Here is a 15349-nt window from a genome sequence, read left to right as displayed (position 1 = left end):
ATAAAGCTGTAGAAAAGTCTAAAACTTTAATCCACTTGGCGTTTAAATCTGCAGAAGATGGCAACGCAGGCGCTTACGCGGTACGAGGAGTATGTATGAGCACAGTTCAAATCCCAGACTACACAACGGATTCATTCTTCGGTTTAGAAGATAAATGGGTTGAAACAGCTGAAGGTGAGTTAACTCACTATCACGAAATTGGCGAAGGAACACCAATCCTGTTTTTGCATGGTTCAGGTACTGGCGTATCTGCAGCGGCAAACTGGTGGCTGAACTTGCCGCAAATCGGCGAGCAGGCGCGCTGTATCGCGATTGATACCATTGGCTACGGCCAAACTGTTGTGGCGCCGGGCACAGCTTACGGCATCCGTGCATGGGTCGATCACGCAATCCGTACTTTAGATGCTTTGGGTATTGAGAAAACTTGGTTAGTCGGCAACTCATTGGGCGGCTGGCTGGCATTCCAATTGGCCCTGGACTATCCAGAGCGCGTATTGGGTATCGTGTCTATGGGAACCGGCGGCGCGAAACAGACTGCTGCGCTGAAAGCCCACGCAAATCCAGTATTGACAGAAGAAGGCATTAAAAAAACGCTGTCTATGTTTGTCGTGAATAAAGACCTGATCACAGATGAGCTGGTTAAAGTGCGTTTTGCTTCTGCAGCCAATGACTATGCTTCTAACCGTCTGATGGATGTGGTTGGCGCACGTGACCGTGACCGTTTTGAATTCCCGCTTGATTTTGACAAAATGAAAGACATTACGGTGCCAGTATTGCTGATTCATGGTGTACAGGATGTGGTGATTCCTGTTTCACGTTCTTGGGATATCCTGAATGTGGTTCCGCATGCGGATGCGCACATTTTCAGCCAATGCGGCCACTGGTCTCAAGTTGAAAAATCTGAAGAATTCAATACCGTGATTAAAAACTATCTAACTGCCCGCGGCGTTTAATCGTTTTTAAGAGCTGAAATGAATTAAAAAAGGATGGCGTTTTGCCATCCTTTTTGTTTTTTTAAGGCTGAATAAATCCAGCCGCCACATTAATGCATACTGCAAGAATTGTGGTGTTAAAGGCATAAGCCAATAAGATGTGCAGCATATTTAAAACCCGCATGGGGCGGGATGTGATGGCGACATCTGCTGTTTGGGCTGAGGTGCCGATCACATAGCTGAAATAAAGAAAATCGGGATAAGCCGGCAGCGGTGTTTTTGGAAATTCCAGTCCGCCGTCTTGCGACTCCGCTAGCGCCAAATAAAAGTCATGAGCATAATGAAGGGCGAAAACGGTATGCATAAACAGCCATGCGCAGAGAATGGTAATCACGGACAGCGCTAAATGGGCAAGGCGGATGGCAGAGTCTGGCGGCATATGGTTGACTTCAACGACAATGGCAATAAAGCACATCACCAAGGTTAAGAATACCAGCACCAGAATTAGCCATTTGCTGGCATCCTGCTGCTGCGCGCGCTGTAAAATACGGCTGTGGTCTGTATGCCAAAGGCGCGTCATGGTAAAAATGAGGTAAGCGGAAACGGCTAAATTCCAGCTGATGAGCAAGCAGGTTGACCATGCCCATGCAGTGAAAAACTGCAGCGCGCTGTACAGCAGCAGGGTCATCAGAAAAGAAACAAAGAAATATGGGCGGTATTGCATGCCTGCTTTAATGCTGGAAAACGGCTGAATCCTCATCAAAGTTCCTTTGTTGCTGTTTATAAAGAAGATAATATTTTTACTAAAGAATAGGAATATTTTATTCTGAATAGCCGAATCTTATTAGACTTAAGTTGTAATTTGCAGAATACTTTAAATAATTTATGAATTCATAAACTAAAATTTATAAGTTATTTCCCATTAATCATGCGGATCTGATTGATAAAAAGTGTAAGACTTAAGTCGGGTATGCCGAAAAAAAAGCCAAAATTAACCGAAAAAAAGCGCCATTATTTTCAAAATAAATAATGGCGCACATTTATTTTTATGCAGCAGTGAAAAATTTACTGCTGATCGCGGGCGATATTTAAATAAAATACTTTGGTCAGCAGTTCAATGAATTTTTGAATTGCAGTGGATGAGCTGTTTTTGCGGTAGCTGACATACAGGTCCAAATATGGCAGTTCAATATCCAGCGGGCGGATGACGGTATTGCTCATGGTCAGCGGCGCAATATAGCCGGGCAGAATCGTGCAGCCTAAACCCATGCCAATCGAGTTGATGTTGAACAGGATATTGTCCGCTTTTTGCACAATATTGAACTCAATATTGTTGGCTTTGGCAAAGTCTAAAATTGCAGTATGCAGGGTTAAGGACTGTTCAGCGGCAGGAATGATAAAATCAATACCATTCAATGCTTTAACTGGAATCCGTTCGTATTTCGCCAGCGGGTGGTCCTTGGGTAAAATAAAGATCAGCGGCTCGCGCAGCACAAACTGGCTTTCAATTTCTTCGTTGTGAAAGTTATGGCGGGAAAGGTGACATCCAATTCACCTTTTTTCAGCAGCTTCATCTGTTCAACGTTGTTCAGGCTCAGCAGTTCAATTTTCAGATCCGGATTCTGAACCCGCAGATTCGGCAGCACATAAGGGAAGATTTTCATCTCGGCTACAGGCACAAAACCAATGCGCAGCATCTGCTGTTTGGCTTGTGAAACCTGACGCGCCATAGCAATCGCCTTATCGGCTTGCGCTAGGGTCAAACGCGCTTGCTCAAGGAATACAGCGCCTTCTTCAGTGAGTTCCACTTTGCGTTTTGTGCGATGCAGCAGTTTGACACCGACATCTTCTTCCAAGTCTTTAATTTGCTGGCTGAGAGACGGCTGAGCGGTAAAAAGCTTCAGCGCAGCCTTACTGAAATTGAGTTCTTCAGCAACCGTAATAAAGTAGCGTAGGTGTCGTAATTCCATATAATCAGCCTAGTGAGTAATCCAAAAAATGTCTTACTATGAAGTCGGGCCAGTATAATCTATAAACAACTATGCCGTGAAGATGATTTTGATATTTAGAAAATAAATGGTCTTAGCGCTTTCATGGCGGTTTTAATATAACTAATAACTATTTTAATAAGCGCTTAAACCTATTAATTGAAACAAAAAAAATATTTCACCAAAATCGCCTAAATATCCATTATCGATGAAAAGTTGAGTCTATTTGTTTGTGACCCCACGGTTGTCGCAGGAGAGCTTTCATGAGTGGAAAAATTGATGTGCGCGAAATCGACGCTTTAGTCGATGCACAGAATGGCCGTATCTCGCCGTCTATTTATACAGACCCGGATTTATACGAGTTAGAACTGGAACGTGTATTTGGCCGCACTTGGCTGTTCCTTTGCCATGAAAGCCAAATCCCTAAGGCGGGTGATTTTTTCAACACCTATATGGGTGAAGATCCGATTATCGTGGCGCGTCAAAAAGACGGCTCAATCAAAGGATTCTTAAATCAATGCCGTCACCGTTCTATGCGTGTAAGTTTTGCAGACTGCGGCAATACCCGTGCATTTACTTGCCCATACCATGGCTGGTCTTACGGCATTGACGGTTCTTTAAAAGATATCCCGCTTGAAGAGCGCGCTTTCCCGCATGGCGCATGCAAAGAGCAGTGGGGTCTGGTGGAAGTGAACCGTGTTGAGTCTTACAAAGGCTTAATCTTCGGCTGCTGGGATGAAACCACGCCAGATTTAATCGAATACATGGGCGACATCGCTTGGTATTTAGACGGTGTTGTCGACCGCCGTCCGGGCGGTACTGAAATCATTGGCGGCGTGCATAAATGGGAAATCGAGTGCAACTGGAAATTTGCAGCGGAACAGTTTGCATCTGACCAATACCATGCGCTGTTCTCTCATGCATCTGCAATTCAGGTATTGGGTGCAAAACCGGATGATGAATCATCTAAGAAACTCGGCGCAGCGCAAACAGCGCGTCCAGTCTGGGAAACTGCCAAAGATGCAATCCAGTACGGTTCACGCGGTCATGGTTCAGGTTTCTTCTTTACCGAAAAACCGGATGCAAACGTTTGGGTAGACGGTGAAGTTGCTAATTACTTCCGTGAAACATACGAAGAAGTGAAAGAGCGTTTGGGCGAAACGCGGGCTTTACGCCTTGCCGGCCATAACAATATGTTCCCGACCATGTCTTGGCTGAACGGTACGGCTACACTTCGCGTATGGCACCCTCGCGGTCCGAACAAAACGGAAGTGTGGGCATTCTGCATTGCGGACGCTGAAGCATCGCAAGAAGTGAAAGAGGCATTTGAGCGTTCTGCAACCCGCGCTTTCGGTCCAGCTGGTTTCTTGGAGCAAGATGACTCTGAAAACTGGATTGAGATTCAAAAAGTATTGCGCGGCTATAAAGCGCGCAACAACAAACTCATTATGGAAATGGGTTTAGGCAATGAAAAACAGCGCGAAGATGGTATTCCAGGCATTACCAACTATATCTTCTCTGAAACTGCAGCGCGCGGCCTATACCGCCGCTGGGCAGATTTGCTGATCCATGAGAAATGGGAAGATGTGGAAAAAGCCGCTGACGAATATGAGAAGGAGCTGATGAAATGAGTCAGATCAGTTTAGAACTTCAGCATCAAATCAGTCAGTTCCTTTATCGCGAAGCAAAAATGCTGGACGACTGGAAATTCCGCGATTGGCTAAGCGTGCTGGCAGAAGATATTTCTTATACGCTGCGTACAACACCCAATGCGCAAACCCGTGACCGCCGCCGCTCAGTTGAGCCGCCGACCACGTGGGTATTCAACGATACCAAAGATTTGCTGGAACGCCGTGTAGCCCGTTTAGAGACTGGCATGGCTTGGGCGGAAGAACCTCCTTCACGTACAACACACATGGTTTCCAATGTGATTGTTGAAACAACTGAGGTTGAAGGCGAATACGACGTTTATGTCACGTATTTGCTGTACCGCACCCAGAAAGAAAAAGATGTCACCATCTACTGCGGTAAGCGTCACGACAAAATCCGTAAAGTCGACTCTGATCAAGGCTTCCAGATCTTCAACCGTAAGATCACTCTTGATCAAGTGACTTATAATTCACATAACCTGAGCGTGTTCTTCTAATGAATAAGATTTTTGTTTGCCAAGTTGATGACTTGGATGAAGGCGAAGCATTGAAAGTGGACTGCGGCGTGAACGGTATTGAAGCGCTTGCCGTATTCAACAATGGCGGTGAGTTCTTTGCCATGAATGACCGCTGTTCGCATGGCAACGCGTCAATGTCTGAAGGTTATCTTGAAGACGACGGTACTGTGGAATGCCCGCTTCATTCGGCACGTTTCTGTTTAAAAACAGGTGAAGCGCTTTGCTTGCCTGCAACAGATCCAATCAAGACTTTCCCGGTCGTGCTTGAAGATGGCGCCTTATATGTAGAGATGGCAGGAGAGTAATCATGGGTTGGCTGCAAGGCGAAGTTGCACTTATTACGGGTGGCGGTTCAGGTTTAGGCTGGGCATTGGTTGAACGCTTTTTAGAAGAGGGCGCGCAAGTTGCGGTGCTTCAGCGTTCACAAGCAAAAGTTGATGCGCTGAAAGAGCACTTCGGTGATCGGGTTTTAGCAATTGCCGGAGATGTGGCCAGCTATGAAGACAACGTCCGCGCTGTAAACGCGACAGTTGAGCGCTTCGGCAAGCTGGACTGTTTCGTGGGTAATGCCGGTATCTGGGATCACTATGCAGATATCGTCAATACTTCAGGCGAACAGCTGGAAAAAGCCTTTGATGAGATTATGGGCATTAATACCAAATCGCTCATCCTCGGCGCGAAAGCTGCGCTGAATGCATTGATAGCTTCTGAAGGTTCTATCATATTTACTTTGTCTAATTCCGCGCTGTACTCAGCTGGCGGAGGCCCTGTATATACTGCATCTAAGCATGCCGGTGTAGGGGTGATGAAAGAATTGGCCTATGAGCTTGCGCCTAAAGTACGAGTGAATGCAGTTGCGCCGTCAGGTATGAATGTGAACATCAAAGGCGCTGCGTCTTTAGGTCAGGAAAACCTTGGCTTACTGGATGCACGCGACCCTGAGAAAATTGCACGCGGCATGCCGCTGAACTTCCTGCCTGAGCCGGAAGATATGACTGGTTCATACGTGCTCTTGGCTTCTCGTCAAAATAACCGTCCTTTGACCGGTGTTTTAATTAATGCTGAATGCGGTCTAGGCATTCGCGGTTTACGTCAGCCGCGTGCAGGTTTCTTTGACGAATAAAATCCGCTTTCTAAAGATTGCTTGCTTGTCATTAAATAACTGTATGTTATATCAGTTCCCCTAACCCCTCTAGCAATGAGGGGAATGGCCTTTATAGAATCCTGCAAAGCTTCGAAAGGCTGCTTTCTGCTGAGTCAGGAGGATAAGGGAATTTAGATGAATGACCTTTTCAAGGATCGAACTTCCGTTCTGGAGTCTCTCATGGCCGTTAAACTTATTTGTGCATCGCATAGCCCGCTCATGGAATTCGCTTCTCCGCAAGAGAAGTATAAAGAGGATAAAGTCCGCGCGACTTTTGCTCAGCTTGCGGCGGAAGTCGCTGCTTACGATCCGACTTTAATCATCACTTTTGGCCCAGACCATTTTAATGGCTTCTTTTATGACCTGATGCCAAGCTTTTGCGTGGGCATCCGCGCAACCGCTGCAGGCGATTGGGACTACGGCAAAGACAATAACAAAATTGATGTGCCTGAAGAAACCGCAGTGAACCTTGTTCGCCGCGTATTGGATGAAGGTGTGGACGTTGCGTATTCATACCGTATGCAGGCCGACCATGGCGTAACTCAGCCGCTGCATTTTCTATGCAATGGCAAGCTGGACCGCTATCCAACGATTCCAATTTTCATCAATGGCGCAGCGGCGCCCATGCCGACCACCAAGCGTACTGTCGCTTTAGGCCGTGCAGTGGGGCAGTTCATCAAATCATTGAATCTGGAAAATGAACGCGTTCTGATTTTGGGTACAGGCGGCCTTTCGCATGATCCTCCGACACCGCAAATGGGCGCTGTACCGCCGGAAGTGGAAGAATTCCTGATCTGCGGCCGCAACCCAAGTGAAGAGTCGCGCAATAACCGCCAGTCTAAGATTATTGCTGTCGGCCAAAAACTGGCGGCAGGCGATACATCTGTTGCTGTGCCGCTTAGCCCGGATTGGGATCGCGCGCTGTTAGCGACATTTGCCAAAGCGGACTTTGCCGCGATTGAGGCGATGACGGAAGCGGAAATCCGCCGTGATGGCGGCCGCGGCGGTCAGGAAGTGCGTTCTTGGATGGCGGCCTTTGCTGCATTGCATGAAATCGGTGAGTATGAAATGACAACTCACTGCTATGAAGATATTAGTGAGTGGATTGCGGGCTTCGGCATCGTTTCTGCTGAATTGAAATAATTGTAAGGGTTTAAGCACATGAGCAACATCGAAACCATCGTCATTGTAGGTGCAGGTCAAGCAGGCGCCAGTGCAATTTTAGAGCTTCGCGGCAATAAATACGCAGGTAAAATCATCTTAATCGGTGATGAAACGCATCTTCCGTATGAACGTCCGCCGTTGTCTAAAGATGTGATTTTGAAGCCTTCCGATACCAAAATCGAAATTCTGTCAGAACAGAAACTGGCAGAACTTGGGGTGGAAACGATTCGCGGCAATGGTGTGGTAAAAATCCATGCCGACGCAAAAAACGTTGAACTTCAAAATGGCGATGTCGTTGCTTATGACAAATTATTGCTGGCAACAGGCGGCGCAGCGCGCCGTTTGCCAAACTTCGATGCTTTGGGCAAACATGTTTACACACTGCGCAACCTTGAAGACTCACAAGCGCTTGTTCCTGTATTGCAGGCTGGCAAGCGTATTGTCTTAATTGGCGGCGGTGTGATCGGCTTAGAGCTGGCTTCATCTGCGCGTTTTAAAGACTGTATCGTTACGGTGATTGAAATGGGCCCTATGGTGATGGGGCGTTCTTCTCCGCGCGTGTTAAGCGAATTTTTGCTGGCGCAGCAGCGTTTAGCCGGTGTAGACGTGCGTCTTTCAACTGCAATTGCAGACTGCAAGCTTGATGGCGAAGAAGTTGTTATTACACTGGACGGCGGTGAAGAGCTTCGTGCAGATGCAGTGGTTTACGGGATTGGTATTGTGCCGAATGCGCAGCTGGCCGCAGATGCTGGTTTAGATGTGAATATTGCCATTCTTGTGAATGAAGATTGCCAAACGTCTCATCCAGACATCTATGCTGCGGGCGACGTTGCAACTCAGCTGCGTGACTGCGGCAATCACCGCCGCGTGGAAACATGGGAAAATGCCAATCTGCAAGCAGGCATTTTTGCCCGCCATGTCATGGGGGCAGAACACCCAACGCCAAATCCAGCGTGGTTCTGGACGGACCAATTAAATATCAACTACCAGTTTGTCGGCGATATGGCCGCGGCTGAGTGGATTGCCCGCGGTGAGATCAATCCTGAGTTGGGTGCAGAATCGTCTTTTGTGCTGTTTGGTGTGACGGATGGTGTGATTGTTGGCGGCATCACTGTAAATGCAGCCAAAGAAATGCGTCATTTGAAAAAACTGATCAGTAAACAGTCTGCTTTTGAAGCAGACAAATATTTAGACTTAAGCCAAGATTTACGTAAACTTGTAAAGTAAGCTGAAATTCTAAGAAGGGCAGACCTATGGTAACGTGGGTCTGCTTTTTTATGCGTATGGTTTATTGTAATGACCACATTTTACCCGAAGATTTAGAAAGTTTTCGTGCAGGCAGTTGTTACTTTTAAAAGATTAAAAGCAACAAAAATCTTTTGATCGTTTGAGGGTAGGTTTTTATACCCAAACGATCGGGCGGCATCCATGCCGCCATCAGTATTGTTGATTGCGGGTTTGAACATAAATTTGGTTCGATTCTTTCTAATACATTTTTATTGAGCAGTTTATGAACTCAAATTCATCTTCCATGATGGTCACGGCAAGTATTTATGCTTTGCTGGTTCTGATTTGGGCCGCAACACCGCTGGCGATTGTCTGGAGTGTGGCGGAAGTGCACCCGATGTGGGTGCTGATCATCCGTTATTTTGGCGCCTCGCTGATTGCGCTGTGTCTGCTGAAATTCATGCGGGCTCCGTTGCCGCTGGATGCGGTTTCAATGAAAAGCTATCTGGCGGGCAGTTTGAATCTGATTGGCGCACAGCTGTTTATTTATCTGGCGGCCAACTATTTGACTTCGGGGCTGATGGCGCTGATTTTTGGCTTTTCACCGCTCATTGCTGGTCTTATTGGCCATGTGGTTTTAAAAACGCATAAATTAATCGGGTTGCAATGGCTGGGAATGGGCATTGCCGTGGCGGGCCTAAGTTTTGTTTTTACCGATTCGGCGGACAGTAAAATTAACCCGATTGGCATTGTGCTGATGCTGATCAGCATGGTGTCGTATATCAGCTCTATTTTTTGGGTGAAGCAGATTGATGCGCCGTTAAAACCCATGTCGCAGGCCACAGGTTCCCTGATGATTTCTGCCTTGGGCTCGCTCTTGCTGATTCCGTTCATCTGGCAGTATTTCCCTGCGCAAATACCGAGCCAGCAGGCAATCATCGGGTTTGTATTTACCATGATTTTGTCATCAATTGTGGCGATGCTCTGTTACTTTTGGCTCATCAAGCGTTTGGCGGCCTCAACGGTTTCATTGAGCAATGTGATGACGCCGCTGATTGCACTGGTGTTAGGTGCAACTTTAAATCATGAACATATCAGTCCTAATGCATTTTTAGGCATTGTGGTGGTGATGCTGGGGATTGTGATGTACTTTTGGAAAGAGTGGCGGCAACAGTATTTTGCTAAAGCCAGAAAATAGCATTTCAAGGTAAAGAGAAGCATCGCTTCTCTTTTTTCTGCCTGTTGCATGCGTCTTGGTTTAAGTGACGCTGTTTGTTTGATTTTCAGTGACGCCGTGTGCGGCAGCATATATTTATGAAATAATAATTTATGTTCCACATGGAACGCTTCAGCCGTCAGGGACATAAAATGAAGGCCTTTCCGGGTGCTGCGGATATATAAAAAGAGATTGAAATACAACAAAAAATACACCTATTTCACCCAAGGCATTCGTTAAGATGCTAGATATAAGCGGCTGAACAGCAAATGTTCTGCCGATGATAATCATTCAAAGCAGCCTTTAGGACCGTATGCAATGTCTAGTGCAAATAAGGCCGTGGTGTATGCAGCATTGCTGGGCAATCTCGCCATTGCCTTGGTGAAGTTTGCGGCAGCGTATGTGACCAACAGTTCGGCCATGCTGAGTGAGGCGGTGCATTCGGTCGTGGACACCTTGAATGAAATATTGCTGCTGTACGGCATGAAAAAATCCCAGCAGCCAGCCAATGCCAGACATCCCTTTGGCTATGGCCGTGAACTGTATTTTTGGGCCTTCATTGTTTCTTTGCTGGTATTCGCCTTAGGTGCAATAGTATCTGTCTATCAAGGTGTGCAGCATATCCGCCATCCGGAAGAGATGCAGAACCCGATGGTGAATTATGCCGTACTGGGTTTTGCCATTGTCTGTGAAGGCGCATCCTGGCTGGTGGCTTTAAAGGCGTTTAAAAAAGTAAAAGGCAAGCAGGGGTATTTTCAAGCCTTCCGGCGCAGCAAAGACCCCACGACGTTTACGGTATTATTTGAAGATACCGCGGCATTGATTGGTCTATTTATCGCCTTAATTGGGATTTATTTGGCGCATGCATTGAATATGCCTGTGCTGGATGGTGTAGCATCTGTAATGATTGGTGCAGTTTTGGCTGTTTCGGCATTTCTTTTGGCGCGTGAAACCAAAGGTCTGCTGATGGGAGAAACCGCCGATCCGCTGCTTCGGCACAATGTGCTGAAGATTGCGCAGAAAGATCCTGCTGTGCTGTTTGCCAATGGCGTGCTGACAGAGCAGATCGGGGCGCATCAGGTTATCGCATCATTAAGCTTGGAATTTAAAGATCACCTGAGCTCGGATGAAATTGAGTCCTGTGTGAATCGAATTGAATCACAAATTAAACAGATTCATCCTGAAATTGTGGCACTCTTTGTCAAACCGCAATCCCAGCAGGTTTGGATGGAACGGATGAAAGGCCGTTTGGATTAATTTCAGCTGCATATTCAGCTGATATTGTTTTGCTAAAAATTTTTGAAGAATTTTGAATGTCCATGAAGCACGAGTCGGAACAAAAGCATTTTCAATTGCCAGCAGAGGCATGCTGGTCACATACGTGGCGCCAGCCTGTGTTTGATTTTCTTGCCTCAGAACATTTTAATGGCGAACATTTTTTTAATGCGCTGCGTCCGCCTGAAAGCCATAAACGTTCTAACTTTATCAAATGGATGCTGAAACGGCGTTCATCGACATGGCATGTCGACCGCAAGCAGGAATATCAGCAGTTTGCGCATGCTTCACGCTCGTTGCCGCAAAACCGGCCAAATGCCAAATTGGATGATTGGCAAGTGTGGTTTGTCGGGCATGCGACTGTGCTGATTCAGATTGGCCCCTATAATCTGCTGACAGATCCTGTCTGGGCAGAATATGCTGGACCGAGCCAAGGCCGGGGGCCGCGCCGCGCCTGCCCAGCCGGCATCGCCTTGGAAGAGCTGCCAGATATTCACGCAGTATTGCTGAGTCATAACCATTATGACCATATGGACTTAAACACCCTGAATTGGCTGCATGAGCGGTTCGCTATGCCTATTTATACCGGGCTGGGCAACAGTTACTACCTGCCGGATCAGTTTCAGGTTTATGAGCTGGACTGGTGGCAGTCTGCGCTTCTGGGCGATTTGAAACTGATTTATACGCCTGCGCAGCATGGCTCAGGCCGCGGCCTGCGCGATCAGAACCGCGCGCTCTGGGGTGGTTTTTCAGTCTTGAATGGTACAGATCATTGCTTCTTTGCCGGAGACACGGGTTATTCTCCCCATTTTAAAGAAATTTATGCAAAATTCGGCGCGCCGCGCATCGCCTTGCTGCCGATTGGCGCTTATGAGCCGCGCTTGCTGATGCGTTATCTGCACATGAATCCGGATGAAGCGTTTCAGGCGCATAAAGATCTGCATGCCAAATGTTCGCTGGCCATCCATTACCGCACCTTCCAATTGACGGATGAAAGCCGTGAACAGCCGGAAGAGGATTTGCAGAAAGCGCGGAGCAAATCATCAAAATTGATGAGCCCATTCATCTGCATACGTGAAGGCAAGCGCCTGACTGTTTAATGATGCGGTATCGGTTTGAATTGCTCTATTGCTGCAATTAAAAATCAGGCTGGCTCAGAATGCCGGCCAGATGATTGGATGCTTGAGGCAATCCAGCGGATTTATTGCGGCATGAGCCAATTAAAGATTTGATGGCCGCTGATAAAGCCGGAAGCCGAAGCCATGACGCGGTTTGCTTCTTATGCATTCATATTCATTATTTATCGGGTGAAACAGTCAGCCCGTGCCGCAGAATATGCCGAGCTGAATTCGGCTTTCACATCTTTTTTGATGAAATGGATGGCTGATAAATGAATAGCCGGCGCGTATTTTGAATCAGAATATAAGCATTAAAATAAAGTATTCATTATTAAATAATTATATAGGGATAACCGATTGTGTTCATTCGTAAAAGTCGCTTCATATTGTCATTAAAACCAGCTAACTTAACGATGAAGTAAAAATATTTATACGGTTCAGCTATTCACTTCATAATTATCTTGGAGCCATAAAATGACACAGAATTCGCAAGCATCAGGCTGCCCATTTCATCAAGCCGGTGGACAGACCAGTTTAGCCAGCACCAATAACGCTTCTTGGTGGCCAAATGCCCTCAATTTAGACATCCTTTCTCAGCACGATAAAAAAGTTAACCCGATGGATCCTGATTTTGATTATGCTGAAGCATTCAAATCATTGGATCTGGAAGCGGTAAAAGCAGACCTCCGTGAACTCATCAACAGCAGTCAAGACTGGTGGCCATCTGATTATGGCAGCTATATCGGCATGTTCGTGCGTACAGCATGGCATTTAGCCGGCTCATACCGTAAGCAGGACGGCCGCGGCGGCGCCAACACAGGCAACCAGCGCTTTGCGCCGCTGAACAGCTGGCCAGATAACGTCAATACAGACAAAGGCCGCCGTTTGCTTTGGCCTATTAAGCGTAAATACGGCAACAAAATTTCTTGGGGCGATTTAATCGTTTTGGCCGGCACAGTCGCTTATGATGTGGCTGGCTTGAAAACTTTTGGTTTCGGCGGCGGGCGTACAGATATCTGGGCGCCTGAAAAAGATATTTACTGGGGTGAAGAGCGCCAGTGGCTGGCGCCGACTAAAGAGCGCTATGCTAGTGACGAAGACCGTTCATCTCTAGAAAACCCATTAGCGGCTGTGCAAATGGGCTTGATCTATGTGAACCCAGAAGGGGTAGACGGCGTTCAAGATCCGCTGCGTACTGCGCAGGATATGCGGGTGACTTTTGACCGCATGGGTATGGATGACGAAGAAACTGTAGCATTAACAATTGGCGGCCATACCGTCGGTAAAGCGCACGGTAACGGTAAAGCTGAAAACTTAGGCGCAGATGTTGAAGGCGCAGATGTTGAATTCCAAGGCTTAGGCTGGCACAACTCTGAAGGCACAGGCAATGCCGGCAATACCATGGTCAGCGGTTTGGAAGGTGCATGGACTACCCATCCAACCAAGTGGGACAATGAGTTTCTATACCTGCTGTTCACTTATGAGTGGGAAAAAACGTTAAGCCCTGCTGGCGCGAAGCAATGGGAACCGGTGAACATCAAAGAAGAAGACAAGCCTGTTGATGCGCACAACCCGAATGTACGCCGTAACCCGATGATGACTGATGCTGATATGGCGCTGAAGTTCGACCCGGAATACCGCAAAATTGCAGAGCGTTTCTACCATAACCCTGAGCAATTAAATGATGCGTTTGCCCGCGGCTGGTTTAAATTGACGCACCGTGACATGGGGCCTAAATCACGCTACTTAGGTGCGGATGTGCCTGCTGAAGATTTAATCTGGCAAGACCCGATTCCAGCTGCAGATTACACTCTGTCTGATGCTGAAGTGGCGGATCTGAAATCAAAACTGTTAAACAGCGGCTTAAGCTCAGCTGAATTGATTGCCACTGCCTGGGACAGCGCGCGTACTTTCCGCGGGTCTGATTACCGCGGCGGCGCCAATGGCGCACGTATCCGCCTTGCACCGCAAAAAGCCTGGGAAGGCAATGAGCCTGCGCGTTTAGCTAAAGTTTTGGCAAAACTTGCAGAAATTCAAGCTGGCTTTGCAAAGAAAGTCAGCATTGCAGACTTGATCGTATTGGGCGGTACTGCTGCAGTTGAGCAAGCTGCGCATGCAGCGGGTGTGGATGCGAATGTTCCGTTCCTTGCAGGCCGCGGCGATGCGACGCAAGAGCAAACAGATGCTTACTCATTTGAAGATTTTGAACCGAAAGCCGACGGCTTCCGCAACTATGTGAAAGCGGATTACGCTGTACAGCCAGAAGAAATGCTGTTAGACCGTGCGCAACTGCTTGGTTTAACTGCACCTGAAATGACGGTGCTGGTTGGCGGTTTGCGTGTTCTTGGCGCGAATTACGCTGGCAATACGGATGGTGTTCTGACTGACCGTGTTGGCGTACTCAGCAACGATTTCTTTGTGAATTTGACTGATATGGCCTACAACTGGAAGCCAACAGGCAAAAACTCATACAACATTGTTGAGCGCAGCACAGGCACTCCAAAATGGACAGCAACACGTGTTGATCTTGTGTTCGGTTCGAACTCAATTTTACGTTCGTATGCAGAAGTGTATGCGCAAGATGACAACAAAGATAAATTTGTGAAAGACTTTGTTGCCGCTTGGACTAAAGTGATGAATGCGGACCGTTTTGATGTGAAGTAAGCTATCACTGATTTAGGTTAGAAAAAACCGCCTTGAGAGGCGGTTTTTTTTATTGAGATTAATTAAAGGTGGAGTTTGTTTCTTAGGTGTTTATCAATGGATAAATTCCAGCTTTGATCATAAAAATTCTTTGCAGATCTCAGCTGTCTGGAATAATTCCTGTTCTAGTTTTCCTAGAAAGTGTTTCCCAATTTGAATATTTAAAAATATAAGCTGCATTATTAGGACTATCTGATTCGAGTACAGAAATATCTTTATGGTGAAAGCTATATATTACATAGCTTTTGTATTCGCCAATACCTACAGCAATTTCTTGATAGTGATAAGACATCAGGTGTTTTGTGAAATTATTTGCTTCGTTTTTTATAAATTCGCTCTTTAATTTACGGTGTTTGAACCCCTAATGCTGGAATAATTTTTAAGCTATATATTGTGCAGAAAAAAGAGCTCTCTT

The 15349-nt window shown here is 46.8% G+C and carries 12 protein-coding genes and 1 pseudogene; 11 read left to right on the top strand and 2 right to left on the bottom strand.

Annotated elements, in window-relative coordinates:
* Positions 1–95: 95 nt before the first annotated feature.
* Positions 96–953, top strand: coding sequence for an alpha/beta fold hydrolase (locus AZH43_RS04160; protein ID WP_067666884.1), 858 nt, complete (start codon positions 96–98; stop codon positions 951–953).
* Between the two features lie 61 nt (positions 954–1014).
* On the opposite strand, the gene AZH43_RS04155 is transcribed toward AZH43_RS04160, so the two are convergent.
* Together AZH43_RS04155 and hcaR are read right to left on the bottom strand one after the other, a co-directional pair.
* Positions 1015–1692: a DUF1345 domain-containing protein gene (locus tag AZH43_RS04155; protein ID WP_067666882.1), complete on the bottom strand. Its 678-nt coding sequence runs from the start codon at positions 1690–1692 to the stop codon at positions 1015–1017.
* 305 nt (positions 1693–1997) lie between these two features.
* A pseudogene (hcaR, locus tag AZH43_RS04150) lies at positions 1998–2902 on the bottom strand (DNA-binding transcriptional regulator HcaR).
* 281 nt (positions 2903–3183) lie between these two features.
* On the opposite strand from hcaR, the gene hcaE reads away from it, so the two are divergent.
* From hcaE to katG, 10 genes are all read left to right on the top strand, one after another.
* Positions 3184–4551 carry a 3-phenylpropionate/cinnamic acid dioxygenase subunit alpha gene (gene hcaE, locus AZH43_RS04145; RefSeq protein WP_067666881.1) on the top strand — a complete coding sequence of 456 codons (1368 nt, stop codon included), beginning with the start codon at positions 3184–3186 and terminating at the stop codon, positions 4549–4551.
* A complete protein-coding gene (hcaF, locus tag AZH43_RS04140; protein WP_067666879.1) occupies positions 4548–5066 on the top strand; it encodes a 3-phenylpropionate/cinnamic acid dioxygenase subunit beta in 519 nt (172 codons plus the stop codon). The genes hcaE and hcaF overlap by 4 nt, the downstream gene beginning before the upstream one ends.
* Positions 5066–5392, top strand: coding sequence for a 3-phenylpropionate/cinnamic acid dioxygenase ferredoxin subunit (gene hcaC, locus AZH43_RS04135; RefSeq protein ID WP_067666877.1), 327 nt, complete (start codon positions 5066–5068; stop codon positions 5390–5392). The genes hcaF and hcaC overlap by 1 nt, the downstream gene beginning before the upstream one ends.
* A 2-nt stretch (positions 5393–5394) precedes the next feature.
* A complete protein-coding gene (hcaB, locus tag AZH43_RS04130) occupies positions 5395–6210 on the top strand; it encodes a 3-phenylpropionate-dihydrodiol/cinnamic acid-dihydrodiol dehydrogenase (RefSeq protein ID WP_067666875.1) in 816 nt (271 codons plus the stop codon).
* A gap of 201 nt (positions 6211–6411) precedes the next feature.
* Entirely contained in the window at positions 6412–7374 is a 963-nt protein-coding gene (locus tag AZH43_RS04125) for a 3-carboxyethylcatechol 2,3-dioxygenase (RefSeq protein ID WP_067666873.1), read from the top strand.
* 18 nt (positions 7375–7392) lie between these two features.
* Positions 7393–8622, top strand: a complete 1230-nt coding sequence (gene hcaD / locus AZH43_RS04120) for a 3-phenylpropionate/cinnamic acid dioxygenase ferredoxin--NAD(+) reductase subunit (protein WP_067666871.1) — start codon at positions 7393–7395, stop codon at positions 8620–8622.
* Between the two features lie 283 nt (positions 8623–8905).
* A complete protein-coding gene (locus tag AZH43_RS04115; RefSeq protein WP_067666869.1) occupies positions 8906–9820 on the top strand; it encodes a DMT family transporter in 915 nt (304 codons plus the stop codon).
* A gap of 336 nt (positions 9821–10156) precedes the next feature.
* Entirely contained in the window at positions 10157–11095 is a 939-nt protein-coding gene (locus tag AZH43_RS04110) for a cation diffusion facilitator family transporter (RefSeq protein WP_067666867.1), read from the top strand.
* Positions 11096–11157: 62 nt separating this feature from the next.
* Entirely contained in the window at positions 11158–12213 is a 1056-nt protein-coding gene (locus tag AZH43_RS04105) for an MBL fold metallo-hydrolase (RefSeq protein WP_067666865.1), read from the top strand.
* A gap of 492 nt (positions 12214–12705) precedes the next feature.
* The gene (gene katG, locus AZH43_RS04100; RefSeq protein ID WP_067666863.1) at positions 12706–14895 is read left to right on the top strand and encodes a catalase/peroxidase HPI; all 2190 of its coding nucleotides are present in this window, start codon (positions 12706–12708) and stop codon (positions 14893–14895) included.
* Positions 14896–15349: the final 454 nt, after the last annotated feature.

The sequence above is a fragment of the Acinetobacter pragensis genome, assembly GCF_001605895.1.
Taxonomy (GTDB): Bacteria; Pseudomonadota; Gammaproteobacteria; order Pseudomonadales; family Moraxellaceae; genus Acinetobacter; species Acinetobacter pragensis.
Note: the sequence above shows the minus strand (reverse complement) of the source record. Positions and strands in the feature narration are given on the sequence as shown.

What these genes read in the sequence shown, in the direction of transcription:
- AZH43_RS04160 (WP_067666884.1), top strand. Translation starts at nt 96, where the DNA reads ATGAGCACAGTTCAAATCCCAGACTACACAACGGATTCATTCTTCGGT.
- AZH43_RS04155 (WP_067666882.1), bottom strand. Translation starts at nt 1,692, where the DNA reads ATGAGGATTCAGCCGTTTTCCAGCATTAAAGCAGGCATGCAATACCGC.
- hcaE (WP_067666881.1), top strand. Translation starts at nt 3,184, where the DNA reads ATGAGTGGAAAAATTGATGTGCGCGAAATCGACGCTTTAGTCGATGCA.
- hcaF (WP_067666879.1), top strand. Translation starts at nt 4,548, where the DNA reads ATGAGTCAGATCAGTTTAGAACTTCAGCATCAAATCAGTCAGTTCCTT.
- hcaC (WP_067666877.1), top strand. Translation starts at nt 5,066, where the DNA reads ATGAATAAGATTTTTGTTTGCCAAGTTGATGACTTGGATGAAGGCGAA.
- hcaB (WP_067666875.1), top strand. Translation starts at nt 5,395, where the DNA reads ATGGGTTGGCTGCAAGGCGAAGTTGCACTTATTACGGGTGGCGGTTCA.
- AZH43_RS04125 (WP_067666873.1), top strand. Translation starts at nt 6,412, where the DNA reads ATGGCCGTTAAACTTATTTGTGCATCGCATAGCCCGCTCATGGAATTC.
- hcaD (WP_067666871.1), top strand. Translation starts at nt 7,393, where the DNA reads ATGAGCAACATCGAAACCATCGTCATTGTAGGTGCAGGTCAAGCAGGC.
- AZH43_RS04115 (WP_067666869.1), top strand. Translation starts at nt 8,906, where the DNA reads ATGAACTCAAATTCATCTTCCATGATGGTCACGGCAAGTATTTATGCT.
- AZH43_RS04110 (WP_067666867.1), top strand. Translation starts at nt 10,157, where the DNA reads ATGTCTAGTGCAAATAAGGCCGTGGTGTATGCAGCATTGCTGGGCAAT.
- AZH43_RS04105 (WP_067666865.1), top strand. Translation starts at nt 11,158, where the DNA reads ATGAAGCACGAGTCGGAACAAAAGCATTTTCAATTGCCAGCAGAGGCA.
- katG (WP_067666863.1), top strand. Translation starts at nt 12,706, where the DNA reads ATGACACAGAATTCGCAAGCATCAGGCTGCCCATTTCATCAAGCCGGT.